Source organism: Klebsiella sp. R390, from assembly GCF_051131745.1.
GTDB lineage: Bacteria > Pseudomonadota > Gammaproteobacteria > Enterobacterales > Enterobacteriaceae > Klebsiella.
In genome coordinates this window covers 3,343,914-3,362,808 of sequence record NZ_CP180445.1, presented here as the reverse complement: position 1 = coordinate 3,362,808, position 18,895 = coordinate 3,343,914, and the positions used below count along the sequence as shown (strand labels likewise).

Here is an 18,895-nt window from a genome sequence, read left to right as displayed (position 1 = left end):
TCTCAAAACGTTATGAAAAATAATAATTCGCTGTACGGGGCACTCGCTGCCCTCGTTTTTTGCTGCCCGGTTATTGCCGCTGAAATAGCTCATCCGGCGGAACATGATGATACAAAAACGCCAGAAATCACCTCTCCGTCATTCCGTTTTTATGGCGAGATGGGCCTCGGCGGATATATAGATTTAGAAGGTGAAAATAAACATAAGTATAGCGACGGGACCTATATTGAAGGTGGTCTGGAAATAAAGTACGGACACTGGTTTGGCTTAATTTACGGCGAAGGCTGGACGGTACAGGCGGACAGCCAGGGCAATGCCTGGGAGCCCGGCCACAGCTGGGGCGGGTTTGAAGGCGGGGTAAACCGGTTTTATGGTGGCTATAAAACCGATGACAGCACCGAAATCATGCTCAGCCTGCGCCAGGACTCTTCGCTGGATGACCTGCAGTGGTGGGCCGATTTTACGCCGGACCTGGGGTACGTTATCCCCAATACCCGCGACATCATGTACGCCCTCAAGGTGCAAAACCTGACTGGAGAATTGCGCTACAGCATCACCGCTACGCCGGCCGGACATCATGACGAGAGCAAAGCCTGGCTGCACTTTGGCAAATATGACCGCTACGACGATAAATATACCTATCCGGCAATGGTCAACGGCTATATCCAGTACGACCTGGCTAAAGCGGTCACCTGGATGAACGGCCTGGAAGTGACCGACGGTACCGGACAGCTGTTTTTAACCGGTATTCTCTCGCCCAACCTCGCCGCCCGCGCCTGGCACCATACCGGACGCGCTAAAGGCCTGAATGTCCCCGGCAGTGAAACCGGGTTTATGGCCAGCGCAATGTATGAAGCATTAAAAGGCTTTTACCTTTCAACCGCATACAGCTACGCCAGACATCGCCCGGATCGTGCCGCCGAAGAGACCACTTCGTTTATGCAATTCGGTATCTGGTACGAATATGGCAGCGGCCGTTTTGCTACCGCCGCCGACAGCCGTTTTTATATGAAAAATGCTTCTGGCGATCCGGCCGATCAGGTCTTCCTGATGCAATATTTTTACTGGTAAGAAGGGATAGAAATACCATGAATATCACCACCCGAATCACGCCGCTGGCCTGTGCGCTGCTACTGAGTTTTTCCGCCCACGCGGTCACCGCCGATGCGTTTAAAAACGTCATCAACCGGACCGGTTCGCCACAGTACATGCATGATTTTGACCACGATGACCACCAGCGTTTTAACCCGTTTTTCGATCTCGGTGCGTGGCACGGGCATCTGCTACCGGACGGCCCGGCAACCATGGGCGGCTTCCCAGGCCCGGCGCTGCTGACCGAAGAGTACATTAACTTTATGGCCACCAGCTTCGATCGCCTGACGGTCTATCAGAACGGTCAAAAAGTGGCCTTCACCCTCCAGGCCTGGAGTCTGCCCGGTGCGCTGGTACAGACGCTAACCGCACCCGGCGTACGCGTAGTCATGACCCTGCGCTTTGCCAGCCCGCACACCTCGCTGCTGGAGACCAAAATCACCAGCAATACGCCGCTCACCCTGGTGTGGGACGGCGCGCTGCTGGAAAAACTGGAAGCCAAAGAGGGAAAACCACTCTCGGATAAGACCATCGACGGCGCATTCCCGGATTATCAGCGCCGCCTGACGGCAACCCACGACGGGCTGACGGTGAGCTTCGGCAAGGTACGCGCCGCTTCTGACCTGATGACCTCCGGTGAGTCGCAGTATCAGATCCATAAGTCCCTGCCGGCCGAAACCAGGATCGACGGTCACCGCTTTACCAGCACGGCCAAAATCAGCGGATCCACGACGATTTACACGACCTATTCACATCTGCTGACGGCGGAGCAGGTGCGAACGGAGAAAGCACAGATCCGCGATATCCTCGCGCGCCCGGCGTTCTACCTGAACGCGTCGCAGCAGCGCTGGGACGGCTATCTGCAAAAAGGGCTGACTAACCCGGATGCCACCGCCGAACAGACCCGGGTGGCGGTTAAAGCTATCGAAACGCTTAACGGTAACTGGCGCGCGCCAGGCGGCGCAGTGCAGCACAATACCGTCACCCCGTCGGTTACCGGCCGCTGGTTTTCCGGCAATCAGACCTGGCCGTGGGATACCTGGAAACAGGCCTATGCCATGGCGCACTTTAACCCCGAGATCGCCAAAGAGAATATTCGCGCGGTCTTCTCCTGGCAGATTCAGGCCAACGACAAGGTACGCCCGCAGGACGTCGGCTTCGTCCCGGATCTCATCGCCTGGAACCTGAGCCCGGAGCGTGGCGGCGATGGCACTAACTGGAATGAGCGCAACACCAAGCCAAGCCTGGCCGCCTGGTCGGTGATGGAGGTCTATCGCGTCACCAAAGATAAAGCGTGGCTACAGGAGATGTATCCGAAGCTGGTGGCCTATCACGACTGGTGGCTACGCAATCGCGATCATAACGGCAATGGCGTGCCAGAGTACGGCGCCACTCGCGATAAAGCCCATAATACCGCCGACGGCGCGATGCTGTTTATGCGCAAAAAAGGCGACAGCGAAGAGACGCTTTCTGGCCTGAAAACCTATGAAGCCGTCACCCGCAAGGGGGACTATGACAGCCTGGAGATCCCGGCGCAGGTCGCCGCGTCCTGGGAGTCAGGGCGCGATGATGCGGCGGTGTTCGGCTTTATCGATAAAGATCAGCTGGATAAGTATGTGGCCAACGGCGGCAAGCGCAGTGACTGGACGGTGAACTTTGCCGAAAACCGCGATAAACAAGGACATCTGCTGGGCTATTCGCTGTTACAGGAGTCGGTTGATCAGGCCAGCTATATGTACAGCGACAACCACTATCTGGCGGAGATGGCGATCCTTCTCGGTAAACCCGATGAGGCGAAACGCTATCAGGTGCTGGCTCAGAAGCTGGCGGACTATATCAACACCTGCATGTTCGACCCACAGACCTCGTTCTATTACGACATTCGGATCGAAGAAAAGCCGCTGGCCAACGGCTGCGCCGGAAAGCCAATTGTTGAACGTGGCAAAGGCCCGGAAGGCTGGTCGCCGCTGTTTAACGGCGCGGCAACCCAGCAGCACGCCGATGGGGTGATTAGCGTGATGCTCGATGCCAAAGAGTTCAATACCTTCGTGCCGCTGGGGACCGCGGCATTAACCAACCCGGCATTCGGCCCGGATATTTACTGGCGCGGCCGGGTGTGGGTGGATCAGTTCTGGTTCGGCCTCAAAGGAATGGCACGCTACGGCCATCGTGAAGAAGCGCTGAAGCTGGCGGATACCTTCTTCAAGCACGCCAAAGGACTCACCTCCGACGGCCCGATTCAGGAGAACTACAATCCGTTGACCGGTGCCCAGCAAGGCGCGCCCAACTTCTCCTGGAGCGCCGCACATTTATATATGTTATATAACGATTTTTTCAGGAAGCCGTAGTCCATTAATGCCCGGTGGCGCTACCCTTGCCGGGCCTACGGGGTTGGACTCGTAGGCCCGGCAATGCTCATACCTCCGGCAATAAACCCACAAAACTGCGCTTCTGCCGCGGCTGCGACATCATCTCTTCCAGTTTTTCCACGCAGGCCAGATAGTGCGGGGTTTGCTTATGCGCCAGCACCGCCGCGTCGTCTTTATAGGCTTCATAGATAAAAAAGCGGGTCTTCACCTCAGGGTCCTGCAACACGTCGAAGCGCAAGTTGCCCGGCTCCAGCAGCGCCCCTTCGTGGTTGGCGCGAAAGACATCGAGAAACTCATCGACCCGCTCCGGCTTGATATTAATCTCCACCAGCGTCACGTTCATTTTCGCTCTCCCTGTTTCTCTTCCTGCCAGAACTGATACGCCTCACGAGCGCTCATATTCTCATGGACCACTTTTTTCACCGCTTGCAGCATGGCGCGCGGCGCGCTGGACTGGAAGATATTGCGTCCCATATCCACGCCGGATGCCCCCTGGTCAATCGCGCGCCAGCACATCTCAAGGGCTTCCAGCTCCGGCAGCTTTTTCCCGCCGGCGATCACGATCGGCACCGGACAGCTGGCGGTGACTTTTTCAAACCCCTCCTCGACGAAATAGGTTTTCACGAACTGCGCCCCCATCTCGGCGGCAATCCTGCTGGCTAACGAGAAGTAGCGGGCGTCACGGGTCATCTCTTTGCCCACGCCGGTGACTGCCAGCACCGGCATGCCGTAGCGGTTCCCGGCGTCCACCAGCTTAATGATGTTGTTGATCGACTGATGCTCGTACGGGCTGCCGATATAAACCTGAGCCGCCACCGCGCAGACGTTTAAGCGTAGAGCGTCCTCCATCGCCACGGCGACGCACTCATTGGAGAGTTCGCTAAGGATAGAGTTGCCGCCGGATGCCCGCAGCACCACCGGCTTGTTGGTCGCCGCCGGGACCTGGCTGCGCAGCACGCCCCGGGTACACATCAGCACATCGGTTTCATCAAACAACGGGGCAATAGAGATGTCGATCCGCTCCAGCCCGGTGGTCGGTCCCTGGAAGTAGCCGTGATCGAAAGCCAGCATCACCGTCCGGTTGCTGTGCGGATTAAAGATACGCGCCAGTCGGGACTGCATCCCCCACTCCAGCGAGCCACAGCCTTTCAACGTATAAAGCGTGTTCTTCTGCGGCCGGTCAAAACCGAAGTCTTTTCCCTCTTTGATATCGTCTAAATCTGCCATCTCATCCTCCCTCAGAAGTCGTAGTTATTGATGTTCTCTTTGGTGAACACCACGCGCTCCGGCAGCAGCACGATCCCGTTGCCTTTCGCTTCATACTGATAGCCCTGCACGCTGTTTGGCTCGACCTTCAGCGCCCCGAGATCTTTCACTTCCACGCTGTCACCAACGTTAAGATCGCCTTTTTTAAGTAAGCGATCGGCGACGTTCACCGCAATTTTTCCCTGCTGCACCACGTCCCACAGGCCGAAGGCTTTCACCGTGCCGCGCTCAACGTACGGGCGCATCACGTTCGGCGTACTGAAGCCAACGATCGCAACCCCCTGACGTTTGAGGTTTTCTGCCGCCTGCGCGGCGGCCGGCAGCGCGTTGGCGTCCGGGGCAATAATGGCGTCAAGATCCGGGTAGGCTTTTAAGATCCCCTCAGCGGTTTGCAGGGAACGGGTGGCATCGTTATAGCCAAACTGGGTGGTGACGATTTGCCACTCCGGGTGCTCTTTTTCGATTTTGGCTTTGGCCTCTTTCACCCACTGGTTCTGGTCGGTGACCGTGGGGCTGGAATAGAAAAACGCCACTTTAGCGGCCGGTTTACTCACCTGCTTCCCGGCCATCTCCACCAGCAGGCCACCGAGCTGCTGCGGTGTACCCTGGTTGATATAAATACTGCGGCACTCTGGTTTGGTGTCGGAATCCCAGGTCAGCACCTTCACGCCGCGCTGCATCGCCCGCTTCAGCGCCGGGCACAGGCCATCCGGCGATACCGCAGAGACGATAATCGCGTTGTAGCCCTGGTTGACGAAGTTATTGATAAGCTGCACCTGGCCCGAGACGCTGGGCTCAGTGGGGCCGTCGTAGGTGACATCCACGCCGAGCGCTTTGCCCGCCTCTTTCGCGCCGTTGCCGCCGCTGGTAAAGAAGCCGACGCCGACCAGCTTAGGAATAAAGGCGATGCGGTCTGCCGCCTGAGCGGTGATAACGCTCATCGCCAGCGCCAGCGCACTGGCCTGCAGGATACGTTTTGCTTTCATTGTTGTGCTCCGATTGTTCTTCGCGAGAAAAGACGCCGCCAGGCCATTCGCACCCATTCACGGTGCAGGCTCAGCGAACGCCCCATCACCACCACAACCAACAGCGCCCCTGACAGCGCGCTCGACACCTGGTTGGGGATGCCGACCATCTGTAAACCCTGTTGCAGATACCCCACCAGCAGTGCTGCCAGTGCCGTACCCAGGACCGAACCGGACCCACCGTAGATATTTGCCCCGCCGAGTACGGCGGCGGTGAGGGCCGGCATCAGCAGGTCGCGGCCGAGGTCCGAGCGCGCCGAGCCGAAGTAGGAGACCAGAATCAGCGCCGCTATCGCCGACGCGACTCCCACCAGGCCATACAGCACATACGGCATGCCGTTCACCGACAACGCGGCGTAGCGCGCGGCCCGGGGGTTTTGTCCCAGCAAAAAGAGATGGCGGCCAAAGCGCCCGCGGTGGGCCAGCAGCCAGAAGAAAAAGCTCAGCACCGCAAACAGCACCAGCGGTAACGGCAGCGGAAGCCCGGGCAGCGTCAGGTTGGCAAAGGCGGTAAAGCTGTCCGGGAAACCGCCAATCCCTTCATAACCGGTCGCCCCCGCCATCCCCGAAAGCAGCAACGCTGCACCGCCGTAGAGGTACAGCGTGCCGAGGGTGATAACCAGCGGGCTGATGCCGGTGTAGTGGATCAGTGCCGCATTCAGCAAGCCGCACAGCAGACCCACCACGAGGGTCAGCGGGATCGCCAGTGCCATCGGCCAGCCCGCCTGCATCATCACCCCGAGCGCAATCGCACACAGGCCAATGGTGGAACCCAGTGAAATATCGATCCCGCCGCTGATGATCACCAGAGTCAACGGCAGCGCGACGATACCGATACAGATAAAATCGCTGGTGCTGAACAGCAGCATGTTGATGTCCAGCATCCGCGGGTTGATCGCGCCAAACAGCAGGATCTCCAGCACCAGTAACAGCAGCAACGCCCACTCCCAGTTGAGCTTCATCTACGCCACCTCTTTGTTTTTACGGTTGGTGAACGGGGTGACGTGCTTTCCCCCTTTGTTACCGGGCTGAAAGCGGCTGTACTTCAGCGCCCGCTGATGACGCGCCAGCGCCTGACGCAACCGCCCGTCGAGCACCAGTACGCCCAGCAGCACCAGGCCGGCGATAAAATCGTTCCACCACGCCGGCAGCCGAAGCAGCACCAGCACGGTATCGATTTGAGTGAGGAAAAAGGCGCCGAGAAAAGCACCCACCAGCGTGCCGGTTCCGCCCAGCAGCGAGATCCCGCCGAGGACGCAGGCGGCGATGGCTTTCATCTCCAGCCCGCTGCCGGTCTGGTTAGGGACAAAACCGATCTGCGCCGCAAAAACGATCCCGGCGCAGGCCGCCAGCATGCCGTTCAGGGTGAACGCCAGCATGCGTGTGCGATTCACCGCTACGCCGAGCTGACGCGCGGCGGCCAGGTTGTCGCCCACTGCGTAGAAATCGCGGCCAAAGGCGGTGCGCGCCAGCAGCCACGCCCCCACCAGCAGGAGCCCCAGCACCAGCCAGCCCAGTGGCGATACGCCGATAAACAGCGGCTCTGACAGCGACTTCAGGCTATCGGGCAGACCCTCGATCCACTTGCCACCGGTCCACAACAGCATCACCCCGCGATACAATCCCAGAGTCCCCAGCGTGGCGACAATCGCCGGAATACGCAGCCCCACCACCAGCAGGCCGTTAAATGCCCCGGCCAGGGCGCCAACCGCCAGCGCAAAACCGATGGCCAGCATCAGGTCATAGCCGGCATTGAGCGCGGCGCCGACCGCAATCGCGCTCAGGCCGACGGTCGAACCGACAGAAACATCAATATTGCGGGTCAGCATCACCAGCGTAGCCCCCAGCGCCAGCAGGCACAGGATTTGCGAACTGGCAAAGATCATCGCCAGAATTTGCAGGCTGAACCAGGCCGGGTTGAGGGCAATCAGCAGCGCAAACAGCGCCAGGATCGCCAGCAATGCGCTGAGCTCGCGGTTCCTGAGTAACGTTTTCATGACTCTCCTCCAAAGGCCAGGGTCATCATGCGATCGACGGTCACCGCCGGCCTGAGCAGTTCCCCGCTTTGCCGGCCCTGGTGCATCACCAGTACCCGGTCGGCCAGCCCGACAAACTCATCGAGGTCGCTCGATATCATCAGCACCGCCACGTTTTGCGCGGCGACGCTCTTCAACAGTTGGTAAATGTCGGCCCTGGCGGAAACGTCAACGCCACGCGTGGGTTCATCGACGATCAGCAGCAGCGGGTTGGCCTCCAGACAGCGGGCCAGCAGCACCTTTTGCTGATTGCCGCCGGAGAGCGTCCGCACGGTCTGCTCGCTATGATTCAGTTTGATGCCCAGCGCCCGGTGGTAGCGCTCCACCACCGCTGCTTCGCGCTGGCGCTGCTGCCACCACGATGGCTGGTTGAACATCACCGTATTCCAGCGCACCGGCGCATCGAGAAACAGCCCGGACACCTGGCGGTCCTCGGGTAAATAGACCAGTCCGCTGGCCAGACGCTGGCGCGTGCTGTCGCGGCTGATATCGCGGTTCTCCAGCCACACGCGCCCGGCCCGCGGCGCGCGCAGGCCGTACAGCGTTTCGGCAAATTCGGTGCGCCCGGATCCGACCAGCCCGGCCAGGCCGACGATCTCGCCGGCGTGGATCTCCAGGCTGAGATCGATAAACCCTTCGCCGGTCAGATCCTCCACCCGCAGCACCGGAAAATCCTGCGCCTGGGTACGGCGGTTGCCCGGCAGCGCCAGCCACAGCTTCTGCGAATCGCTCAGATCGTGCTGCCGGTCGGCCGGCGTCATCGCGCTAATCAACTGGGCGTCGCTGTGTGCCGCCGTTTCGCCGCTCAGCACCACCGCGCCATCCCGCATGACCGAGATATGGCTGGCAATCTGGCGGATCTCCGGCAACTTATGCGAGATAAAGACGATACCGACGCCGAGATCCTGTAGCGCGCGGATCTGACGAAACAGACGATCCGTCTCGCCCGGGGTCAGTGATGCCGTCGGTTCATCGAGGATCAGGATCTGCGCGTCGCGCATCAGGCCGCGCAGGATCTCCACCATTTGTTGATCCGCCACCTCCAGCGTGCCGGCCGCCGCTTCCAGATTGATCTGGCAGTTCAGCTGCTGCAGCTTCTCCTGCAAACGCCCGCCGTTTTCGGGTCGCCTGGGCAGACGGAAAAGAATGTTCTCGCGCACCGTCAGGTTGGGAAACAGCATCGGCTCCTGAGGTACCAGGTAAATCCCCAGTTGATGAGCCAGCGCCGGATTGAGACGCGAAAATGTGCGTCCGCCGAGCGTCAGTTCACCGTCATCAGGCGTTTCGACGCCGGCGATAATCTTCATTAGCGTTGATTTTCCCGCGCCATTGCCGCCCATCAGCGCATGCACCTGGCCGGAAAAGAGCGTGAAATCAATGCCCTTCAGCACGGCGATGCCGGAGAACTGTTTGCGGATCTGGCGGGCTTCAAGCAATGGCTTCATTGTCACGCCTCATATGAACAAATGATTTTTTAATTTAATAATGTTCAAAAGCGTAGACGGTGAACTATATTTACAACCGTGCAAAGATCACAGTTTGGTGCTTTAGATCCTTGGAAAAAATCGCCGAACCATGAAAGATCGGTTTTGCCAGTCGGCTCACACTTTCCGGCTGCGCAAGAGCGAACATATGATCTAAATTTTTATAAGAGTTCACTTTATGAGCGAAAAACGCATTACGGAAGAGAGCCGCTACGCTGGCCTGGCGTTAGCCGAAGAGGAGCTGGTGGCGCGCGTGGCCTGGTGTTACTACCACGATGGATTGACGCAGAACGATATTGGCGAGCGCCTGGGGCTGCCGCGCTTAAAGATCTCCCGCCTGCTGGAGAAAGGCCGCCAGTCCGGGGTGATCCGCGTGCAGATCAACTCCCGCTACGAGGGGTGCCTGGCGCTGGAAACCGAACTGCAACAGCGTTTTGGCCTGAAGATCGCCCGGGTGCTGCCGGCGCTCAACACCCCACCGATGAATACCCGTCTGGGGATTGGCGCGGCGCAATCGCTGATGGGTGTCCTCGAACCGGGGCAGCTGCTGGCGGTGGGTTTTGGTGAGGCGACCATGAGCTGCCTGCAGCACCTCAGCGGGTTTATCAGCTCACAGCAAGTACGCCTGGTCACGCTCTCCGGCGGTGTCGGCCCGTATATGACCGGCATCGGCCAGCTGGACGCCGCCTGTCGCGTCAGCATTATTCCGGCGCCGCTGCGGGTCTCTTCGGCCGATGTAGCAGAAATTTTACGCCGGGAGTCGAGCGTCCGGGACGTGATCCTCGCGGCGACGGCAGCAGATGCGGCGGTCGTCGGCATTGGCGCCATCGACCAGCATCGTGATGCCACGATCCTGCGCTCTGGCTATATCAGCGAAGGCGAGCAGCTGATGTATGCCCGCAAAGGCGCAGTGGGCGACATTTTGGGGTATTTCCTGCAGGCCGACGGTCAGCGGGTTGAGGGACTGGAAATTCACCGGGAATTACTCGGGGTAACCCTCGACGAGCTGGCGCAGCTGCCGACCATTGTCGGCGTTGCCGGTGGGACGGAAAAAGCGCAGGCGATTTATGCCGCCCTGGTGGGCAAACGCATCAATGGCCTGGTAACGGAAGAGACAACAGCACGCGCGGTGCTCATGCTGGCCTCCTGACGGCCTTGCGCCGCGCAACAATCGCGAGGCGCATGTCATGAGTTACCTGTTAGCGTTAGATGCCGGGACCGGCAGTATTCGGGCGGTGATTTTCGATCTCAGCGGCCGCCAGCTGGCAGTTGGCCAGGCGGAATGGAAGCACCTGAGTATCGAAAATGTGCCCGGCTCGATGGAGTTCGACCTCACCACCAACTGGCAGCTGGCCTGCCAGTGCATTCGCCAGGCGCTGGCAAACGCTCATCTCCAGGGAGCCGATATTCAGTCCGTGGCCTGCTGTTCAATGCGTGAAGGCATCGTGCTGTACGATCGTAACGGCGAGGCCATCTGGGCCTGCGCCAACGTCGATGCCCGCGCCAGCCGCGAAGTCGCGGAGCTCAAAGAGATCCACGATTTTCATTTTGAATCCGAAGTGTATGACGTCTCCGGCCAGACCCTGGCACTGAGCGCCATGCCGCGCCTGCTGTGGCTGGCCCACCATCGTCCAGATATCTACCGCAAGGCGGCGACTATCACCATGATTAGCGACTGGCTGGCGGCAAAACTCTCCGCCGAGCTGGCCGTTGACCCGTCAAACGCCGGTACTACCGGCATGCTCGACCTGTTCAGCCGCGACTGGCGCCCGGCGCTGCTCGACATGGCCGGGCTGCGCGCGGATATGCTCTCGCCGGTTAAAGAGACCGGGACGCTGCTTGGCACGGTGACCCACGCGGCGGCGCAGCAGTGCGGCCTGCGGGCCGGCACGCCGGTGGTGATGGGCGGCGGCGATGTTCAGCTCGGCTGCCTGGGTCTTGGGGTAGTGCGCGCCGGGCAAAGCGCCGTGCTGGGCGGGACCTTCTGGCAACAGGTGGTCAACCTGCCGGAAGTGCGGACCGACCCGGACATGAACATCCGCGTGAATCCGCACGTCATTCCCGGCATGGTGCAGGCGGAGTCCATCAGCTTCTTTACCGGCCTGACCATGCGCTGGTTCCGCGATGCGTTTTGCGCCGAAGAGAAGCTGGTTGCCGAGCGCCTCGGGGTGGATGCCTATTCCCTGCTTGAGGAGATGGCCAGCCGCGTACCGGCAGGCTCGCACGGCGTGATGCCGATTTTCTCCGATGCGATGCATTTCAAGCAGTGGTATCACGCCGCGCCGTCGTTTATTAACCTCTCCATCGACCCGGAGAAATGCAACAAGGCCACGCTGTTCCGCGCGCTGGAGGAGAACGCGGCGATTGTCTCCGCCTGCAACCTGGCGCAAATCTCGCGCTTCTCCGGCGTGACATTTGACAGTCTGGTGTTTGCCGGCGGCGGCTCAAAAGGGGCGCTGTGGAGCCAGATCCTCAGCGACGTCACCGGCCTGCCGGTGCGGGTGCCGGTGGTGCGCGAAGCCACCGCGCTGGGCTGCGCCATTGCCGCCGGTACCGGCGCCGGTCTGTACCAGGATATGGCGACCGCCGGGGAAAAACTGGTGAGCTGGCATCGGGTCTTTACACCGAACCCGGCCTACCGCGAGCTGTATCAGGGGATGATGGAGAAATGGCAGTCGGTCTACGCTGACCAGCTGGGGCTGGTGGACAGCGGCCTGACCACCTCGATGTGGCAGGCGCCGGGGCTGGTTCCCCCCGCCCGGGCGCGGATGCCGTAGCCTGTCCTACCCCGACGACATCGACCACATCATCACTGGCGGCGCTGGCTGACTTCCGCGCCGCCATTCAGCAGGTCAGCAGGATCTTTGAATCCCATCACAATCACCGCACTCTCTTTTTCCCTTTTTCCGCGCGACGGCTAAATTAGTAACTCATCCGACCACATAACAATAATGTTACATACCCGAAATAATTCAAGCTGCATTGAAGGCGGCAAGGCCGTAATTTCCCAGGAACTTACATAAGTAAGTGACTGGGGTGACAAATCTGTCTGGAACAGATTTGAACGCTGCGAGCAGCGGCCCTGATAAGGGTGAGGCTCATGGATGAGCCGAATAACGAGCACAGCCAACACATATGCAGCTTGAAGTATGACGGATATAAGAGACTGGAAACCATTATGAGCCACTACCCGTCGTTATTCGCCCCGCTCGACCTGGGTTTCACCCAGCTGAAAAACCGCGTGCTGATGGGTTCCATGCACACCGGGTTGGAAGAACATGCCGACGGCGCAGAGCGGCTGGCGGCCTTTTACGCCGAACGCGCCCGCCACGGCGTGGCGCTGATTGTCACCGGCGGCGTGGCCCCTGCTGCTTCCGGGGTTACGATGGCAGGCGGCGCGGTGCTCGACGATGCCCACCATCTGGCGCACCACCGGCAGATTACCGAAGCGGTACACCGCGAAGGCGGCAAAATCGCCCTGCAGATTCTGCATACCGGGCGCTATAGCTATCAGCCGCAGCTGGTGGCCCCATCGGCGCTACAGGCACCGATTAACCGCTTTACCCCGCACGCGCTGAGCCATCAGGAGATCCTCAAGCTGATCGACGATTTCGCCCGCTGCGCGAAGCTGGCCCGGGAGGCTGGTTACGACGGCGTTGAAGTGATGGGTTCAGAGGGCTATCTGATTAACGAATTCCTCGCCACCCGCACCAACCAGCGTAGCGATGAGTGGGGCGGCGATTATGCCCGGCGCATGCGCTTTGCCGTGGAAGTGGTGCGCGCGGTCCGCGAACGGGCCGGCCACGATTTTATTATTATCTACCGTCTGTCGATGCTCGATCTGGTGACCGACGGCAGCACGCTGGAAGAAGTCACCACGCTGGCGCAGGCCATCGAAGCGGCGGGCGCCACGATTATCAATACCGGTATCGGCTGGCACGAGGCGCGCATTCCCACCATCGCGACTCCGGTTCCGCGCGGCGCCTTCAGTTGGGTGACCCGCAAGCTCAAAGGCGCCGTGTCGATCCCGCTGGTGACCACCAACCGTATCAACGATCCTGACGTTGCGGACGCGATCCTCGCCCGTGGCGATGCCGACATGGTGTCGATGGCCCGCCCCTTCCTCGCCGATGGCGAGTTCCTGAGCAAAGCGCAAAACGGACGGGCAGATGAGATCAACACCTGCATCGGCTGCAATCAGGCCTGCCTGGATCGGATCTTCGTCGGCAAAGTCACCTCCTGCCTGGTGAACCCGCGCGCCTGCCATGAGACCCTGATGCCGGTGACAGCAGCTCCGACACCAAAACGCCTGGCGGTGGTCGGCGCAGGCCCGGCCGGGCTAGCGTTTGCCGTGAATGCTGCCGCGCGCGGCCATTCTGTAACCCTGTTTGACGCGCAGCAGGAGATCGGCGGCCAGTTTAATATTGCCAAACAGATCCCGGGCAAAGAGGAGTTTTACGAAACGCTGCGCTACTACCGCCGGATGCTGGATCGGCACGACGTTAACGTACGCATCGGCGAACGGGTGACGGCGGATCGCCTGACGGCGTTTGATGAAGTGATCCTCGCCACCGGGATCGCCCCACGGATGCCGGAGATCGACGGTATCACCCACCCGAAAGTGCTGAGCTATCTCGATGTCCTGCGCGACAAAGCGCCGGTGGGCGATAACGTGGCGATTATTGGCTGCGGCGGAATTGGTTTTGATACTGCGATGTTCCTGAGCCAACCCGACATCGCCACCAGCCAGAATATCGCCGAATTCTGCAAAGAATGGGGTATCGATACCAGCCTGCAGACCGCCGGCGGCCTGCGCCCGGAAGGGCCACAGCTGGAGAAAAGTCCGCGCAAAATTGTGATGCTCCAGCGCAAGGCCAGCAAGCCTGGCGACGGTTTAGGTAAAACCACCGGCTGGATCCACCGGGCGACCTTGCTGGCCCGCGGCGTTAAGATGATCCCGGCCGTGAGCTACCAGAAGATCGACGATGAGGGGCTGCATGTGACGATCGGCGGAGAGCCGCAGGTGTTGCGCGTCGATCAGGTGGTTATCTGTGCCGGGCAGGAGCCGTGCCGCGAGCTGGCGGATCCGCTGCGTGCGGCAGGGAAAGTGGTGCATCTGATTGGCGGGTGTGATGTGGCGATGGAGCTGGATGCCCGCCGCGCCATCGCCCAGGGGACGAAGCTGGCGCTGGAGATTTAACGGGAGTTCCCGGGGGCGCTGCGCTTGCCCGGGCTACATGCACGGCTACATGCACGGGCTACTGAGAGGAGTAGCCCGGCTGACGGTCGGCGATTAGCGCAGCTTGCGCATTTTCACCGCTTTCAGCACCACGAATTTATTGTTGGTGGCGACGGTGGTGCAGTTGCCGAAAATCTTCTTCAGCTTGTGGAAATAGTCGAGGTGACGGTTCGCCACAATATACAGCTCACCGTTGATCTTCAGGCAGCGGCGTGCGTGGTGGAACATCTCCCACGCGATATTGTCCGTCAGCGCATGTTTCTGGTGGAACGGCGGGTTGCACAGCACGGCGTTAAAGCGGAACGGCTCGACGCCTGACAGGGCGTTGTTGATCATAAACTCGCAGCGATCCAGCGCGTCCGGCATGTTGGTTTCGACATTCAGGCGGCTGGAGGCAACGGCCATCGGTGACTCATCAACAAACACCACGCTGGCCTGCGGGTTTTGCTCCAGCAGCGTCAACCCAACCACCCCGTTGCCGCAGCCCAGATCGACGATTTCGCCTTCAAGGTCTGACGGAAGGTGTTCGATAAAGAAGCGTGCACCGATATCCAGCCCGGTACGTGAAAACACATTCGCGTGGTTGTGGATAGTCCAGTCGGTCCCTTCCAGCTTCCAGCTTAAAGTCTGCGGCGCATCGGCAAGGGCCGGCGCGCTGAAGGTACAGTTGATCAGGCGGGCCTTTTTCCAGGCCAGCGTCGTGGTGGTCGGTCCCAGCACTTTTTCAAACAATTCCAGCGTGGAAGTATGAATATCGCGGGCCTTCGCCCCTGCGATGATGCGGGTTTCCGGCGTCACGACCAAACGCAATGCACGCAGCTGCTGCTCCAGCAGGGCCATGGTTTTCGGCACTTTAATCAGCACGATTCCCGGCGCCTGCGGGTACTCTGCCGTGCTGTCGAGGAACTTGACGCTGGATTCTTCAATCGCGTTATGGCGTAAATTCTCACGGGTGGCGAGTTCGGTTAAATAGGAGTCGCCGATGCTGAACGGGGTATGCTCCGCCAGAGCGCAGCTCAATGCGCCAAAGGTATCATTCAGAATCAGGACCGGGCCGTTAATCTCCGTGTCATCTAACTGCTGCAGCAGATATTCATCCGCCGCTTCCCACGCCTGGAGTGGGTTGACGTCGTCCGTTTCCGGAAAACGTTTCAATGTCAGTGAACGGAAACCGTTGTCTAAGTGGCTCATCGGCCCTCCTGAGTGGTAAAATTTCGGTGTTATCCCTGAAAGGGTGCGTGAGTATACCCTTTTTGCACACAAAATCATTCAGGATGCGCCGAAGCCACCTGAAAGAGGATGTGACGTTCTTCCGTCTGGAGCATTGATGAGCCAACTGACATACCTGCAGGGCTACCCGGAGCATTTGCTTTCTCAGGTCCGCACGCTAATCGCCGAGCAACGTCTGGGCGCGGTGTTGCATAAACGCTATCCCGAAGGCCACGACGTCAATAACGATAAGGCATTGTATCAGTACACCCAGGATCTGAAGTCCCGCTATCTGCGCGGCGCGGCGCCGATCAATAAGGTCATGTACGACAACAAAATCCACGTGCTGAATAACGCGCTCGGCCTGCATACCGCCATTTCGCGGGTTCAGGGCGGCAAACTGAAGGCCAAAGCTGAAATCCGGGTGGCGACGGTATTCCGCGATGCGCCGGAGGCCTTTCTGCGTATGATTGTGGTCCATGAACTGGCGCATCTCAAAGAGAAAGATCACAACAAAGCCTTCTATCAGCTGTGCTGTTATATGGAGCCTCAGTACCACCAGCTGGAGTTCGATACCCGCCTGTGGCTAACGCATCTTTCGTTAAATCGTTCTGCGTAATGGCGCACTGGTTTTGTCATGCTGGCATGGTAGAGTGGCAAAAGGTCCCCTTTAACGGAGTTCGTCAACGTTTATGATACGTTTCGCTGTTGTTGGTACAAACTGGATAACCAAACAGTTTGTCGATGCCGCCCATGAAACTGGCAAGTATAAACTCACCGCAATTTACTCTCGCAGCCTTGAACAAGCCCAGGCCTTTGCGCGCGATTATCCCGTCGACCATCTGTTCACGTCGCTGGAGGATCTGGCGCAGAGCGATGCCGTCGACGCCGTGTATATTGCCAGCCCGAACTCCCTGCACTTCCCGCAAACGCAGCTGTTCCTGAGCCATAAAAAGCATGTGATTTGTGAAAAGCCGCTGGCCTCCAACATTAAGGAAGTTGAAGCCGCCATCCGCTGCGCCCAGGAAAACCAGGTGGTGCTGTTCGAAGCCTTCAAAACCGCCAGCCTGCCGAATTTTCTGCTGCTGCAGCAGTCGCTCAGCAAAGTGGGCAAACTGCATAAAGCCTTTATCAATTACTGCCAGTACTCCTCACGCTATCAGCGCTATCTCGATGGCGAGAACCCGAACACCTTCAACCCGGCGTTCTCCAACGGTTCAATCATGGATATCGGCTTTTACTGCCTGGCCTCGGCCGTCGCGCTGTGGGGTGAACCGCGTGCCGTGCACGCCAGCGCCAGCCTGCTGGACAGCGGCGTTGATGCCCAGGGTACCGTGGTACTGAACTATGCAGATTTTAACGTCACGCTGCACCACTCAAAAGTGAGCGATTCTACGCTGCCAAGCGAAATCCAGGGCGAAGCCGGTGCGCTGGTCATCGAGAAAATCTCGGAGTGCCAGAAGGTCGCGTTCATCCCCCGCGGCGGCAAAGCGCAGGATCTGACGCAACCCCAGCACATCAATACTATGCTGTATGAGGCGGACGTTTTCGCGAATCTGGTCGAGGCCAATCAGGTGAATCACCCGGGCCTGGAAGTCAGCCGGATTACGGCCAAACTGCTCAGTGAAATTCGCCGTCAGACCGGAGTGGTATTCCCGGCGGATAATCCACAGGTGGCGTAAAAGAGTGTAAAGAGGCCGTCATCGACCATTGACGCCTCTTATGACTTGTAATATTTTGTTACGTGCAAAGGGGAGTAACTTCCTTGCCGGTGGATCGTCATTACGATGCGTGCAAAACCGCATCCGGTCGCCGGGCAATAACCAAAGCGTTCGCCTTCAGTGCGCGGTGTTTTGGTTGTTGTAAGTGAGACCTTGCCGGAAGGCGAGGTCTATGCATAAACACGCAACGGCTGCCGTCTTCCGACGTCAGCCGTTTTGTTTTTATGTAAGGAATCGAGTAATGAATACTGTCGGCACACCGTTATTGTGGGGTGGATTCGCCGTGGTCGTTGTGATCATGCTGGCCATCGATCTGTTTCTTCAGGGTCGGCGTGGTGCGCATGGCATGACCATCAAGCAGGCTGCAGGCTGGTCGATGCTTTGGGTTACCCTCTCTCTTCTCTTTAACGCCGCCTTCTGGTGGTACCTGGCGCAAACCCAGGGCCGCGCGGTTGCCGATCCTCAGGCGCTGGCTTTCCTTACCGGCTATCTCATTGAGAAAGCGCTGGCCGTTGATAACGTCTTCGTCTGGCTGATGCTGTTCAGCTACTTCGCGGTCCCACCTGCGCTACAGCGTCGGGTACTGGTTTACGGTGTTCTTGGGGCTATCGTGCTGCGTACGGTGATGATCTTCGCTGGAAGCTGGCTTATTTCCCAGTTCGAGTGGCTGCTCTATATCTTCGGTGCGTTCCTGCTGTTTACCGGCGTGAAAATGGCGCTGGCGAAGGAAGATGATTCCGGCATCGGTGACAAACCGCTGGTACGCTGGATCCGCAGCCACCTGCGCATGACCGATAAAATTGAGAATGAGCGCTTCTTCACGCGGCAGAACGGTGTCCTGTTTGCCACCCCGCTGCTGCTGGTGCTGATCCTGGTGGAGTTAAGCGACGTGATTTTCGCGGTCGATAGCATCCCGGCGATTTTCGCCGTGACCACCGACCCGTTCATCGTGCTGACATCAAACCTGTTCGCGATCCTTGGCCTGCGCGCCATGTACTTCCTGCTGGCGGGCGTGGCGGAGCGCTTCTCGATGCTGAAATATGGCCTGTCGGTGATCCTGGTGTTTATCGGTATCAAGATGCTCATCGTCGATTTCTACCACATCCCGATTGGCGTTTCGCTCGGCGTGGTGGGTGGCATTCTGACCCTGACCCTGTTGATTAACGCCTGGGTCAATATGCAAAACGACAAGAAAAAACTACATCAATAAGCCGCAAGCGGCCGGGTGAAGAGGGTTTTCGCCCGGCCAGCAACAGGCACCACGCATTATCCCTCGTCATGTCACACATTCGTTAATATATAGTTAAAAAATAAGATCTGAACGAAATAAGCAGCATTTTACGCTTCCTACCCGCCGCGCTTTCCGTATACTCGACCAGGCAAACATTTATTTACATCCGGACATAAGCGTAACAAAGAGTACGTACATGAGACGGACAGCGACATCACCACAA

At 59.0% G+C, this 18,895-nt stretch carries 15 protein-coding genes; 8 read left to right on the top strand and 7 right to left on the bottom strand.

Translation table 11 applies throughout. The annotated features are described in order from the left end of the window. Positions 1-12 precede the first annotated feature (12 nt). Positions 13-1,071: a protein YgjJ gene (gene ygjJ / locus ACMYSP_RS15720; protein WP_434582995.1), complete on the top strand. Its 1,059-nt coding sequence runs from the start codon at positions 13-15 to the stop codon at positions 1,069-1,071. Between the two features lie 17 nt (positions 1,072-1,088). Continuing rightward, positions 1,089-3,440 carry an alpha-glucosidase gene (gene ygjK / locus ACMYSP_RS15715; protein ID WP_434582994.1) on the top strand — a complete coding sequence of 784 codons (2,352 nt, stop codon included), beginning with the start codon at positions 1,089-1,091 and terminating at the stop codon, positions 3,438-3,440. Between the two features lie 67 nt (positions 3,441-3,507). Here the strand turns inward: ygjK and lsrG are convergent, their stop codons facing one another. From lsrG to lsrA, 6 genes are read right to left on the bottom strand one after another with little or no spacing between them, the layout of a single operon-like run. Next, positions 3,508-3,804: a (4S)-4-hydroxy-5-phosphonooxypentane-2,3-dione isomerase gene (gene lsrG / locus ACMYSP_RS15710; RefSeq protein ID WP_434582992.1), complete on the bottom strand. Its 297-nt coding sequence runs from the start codon at positions 3,802-3,804 to the stop codon at positions 3,508-3,510. After that, positions 3,801-4,688 carry a 3-hydroxy-5-phosphonooxypentane-2,4-dione thiolase gene (gene lsrF / locus ACMYSP_RS15705; protein ID WP_434582991.1) on the bottom strand — a complete coding sequence of 296 codons (888 nt, stop codon included), beginning with the start codon at positions 4,686-4,688 and terminating at the stop codon, positions 3,801-3,803. Before lsrF ends, lsrG begins: the two co-directional genes overlap by 4 nt. A gap of 11 nt (positions 4,689-4,699) precedes the next feature. Then, on the bottom strand, positions 4,700-5,713 hold the full coding sequence (gene lsrB, locus ACMYSP_RS15700) for an autoinducer 2 ABC transporter substrate-binding protein LsrB (RefSeq protein WP_434582990.1): 1,014 nt from the start codon (positions 5,711-5,713) through the stop codon (positions 4,700-4,702). Beyond that, entirely contained in the window at positions 5,710-6,714 is a 1,005-nt protein-coding gene (lsrD, locus tag ACMYSP_RS15695) for an autoinducer 2 ABC transporter permease LsrD (RefSeq protein ID WP_434582989.1), read from the bottom strand. Before lsrD ends, lsrB begins: the two co-directional genes overlap by 4 nt. Continuing rightward, a complete protein-coding gene (gene lsrC, locus ACMYSP_RS15690) occupies positions 6,715-7,749 on the bottom strand; it encodes an autoinducer 2 ABC transporter permease LsrC (protein ID WP_434582988.1) in 1,035 nt (344 codons plus the stop codon). Further along, a complete protein-coding gene (gene lsrA / locus ACMYSP_RS15685; protein ID WP_434582987.1) occupies positions 7,746-9,233 on the bottom strand; it encodes an autoinducer 2 ABC transporter ATP-binding protein LsrA in 1,488 nt (495 codons plus the stop codon). The genes lsrC and lsrA overlap by 4 nt, the downstream gene beginning before the upstream one ends. 217 nt (positions 9,234-9,450) lie before the next feature. Between lsrA and lsrR the strand changes: the two genes are divergently transcribed. The 3 genes from lsrR to ACMYSP_RS15670 all read left to right on the top strand — a co-directional run bounded on the left by lsrR (position 9,451) and on the right by ACMYSP_RS15670 (position 14,472). After that, the gene (gene lsrR, locus ACMYSP_RS15680) at positions 9,451-10,422 is read left to right on the top strand and encodes a transcriptional regulator LsrR (RefSeq protein WP_434582986.1); all 972 of its coding nucleotides are present in this window, start codon (positions 9,451-9,453) and stop codon (positions 10,420-10,422) included. A gap of 37 nt (positions 10,423-10,459) precedes the next feature. Further along, complete coding sequence (gene lsrK, locus ACMYSP_RS15675) at positions 10,460-12,049, top strand: autoinducer-2 kinase (RefSeq protein WP_434582984.1); 1,590 nt, start codon at positions 10,460-10,462, stop codon at positions 12,047-12,049. Between the two features lie 401 nt (positions 12,050-12,450). Continuing rightward, positions 12,451-14,472, top strand: a complete 2,022-nt coding sequence (locus ACMYSP_RS15670) for an FAD-dependent oxidoreductase (protein ID WP_434582983.1) — start codon at positions 12,451-12,453, stop codon at positions 14,470-14,472. 93 nt (positions 14,473-14,565) lie between these two features. On the opposite strand, the gene rlmG is transcribed toward ACMYSP_RS15670, so the two are convergent. Continuing rightward, entirely contained in the window at positions 14,566-15,702 is a 1,137-nt protein-coding gene (gene rlmG / locus ACMYSP_RS15665; protein ID WP_123756388.1) for a 23S rRNA (guanine(1835)-N(2))-methyltransferase RlmG, read from the bottom strand. 136 nt (positions 15,703-15,838) lie between these two features. On the opposite strand from rlmG, the gene ACMYSP_RS15660 reads away from it, so the two are divergent. The 3 genes from ACMYSP_RS15660 to ACMYSP_RS15650 all read left to right on the top strand — a co-directional run bounded on the left by ACMYSP_RS15660 (position 15,839) and on the right by ACMYSP_RS15650 (position 18,651). After that, positions 15,839-16,339: a M48 metallopeptidase family protein gene (locus ACMYSP_RS15660; protein ID WP_434582982.1), complete on the top strand. Its 501-nt coding sequence runs from the start codon at positions 15,839-15,841 to the stop codon at positions 16,337-16,339. Between the two features lie 73 nt (positions 16,340-16,412). Beyond that, on the top strand, positions 16,413-17,402 hold the full coding sequence (locus ACMYSP_RS15655; RefSeq protein WP_434582981.1) for a Gfo/Idh/MocA family protein: 990 nt from the start codon (positions 16,413-16,415) through the stop codon (positions 17,400-17,402). 280 nt (positions 17,403-17,682) lie between these two features. Next, entirely contained in the window at positions 17,683-18,651 is a 969-nt protein-coding gene (locus tag ACMYSP_RS15650) for a TerC family protein (protein WP_434582979.1), read from the top strand. Positions 18,652-18,895: the final 244 nt, after the last annotated feature.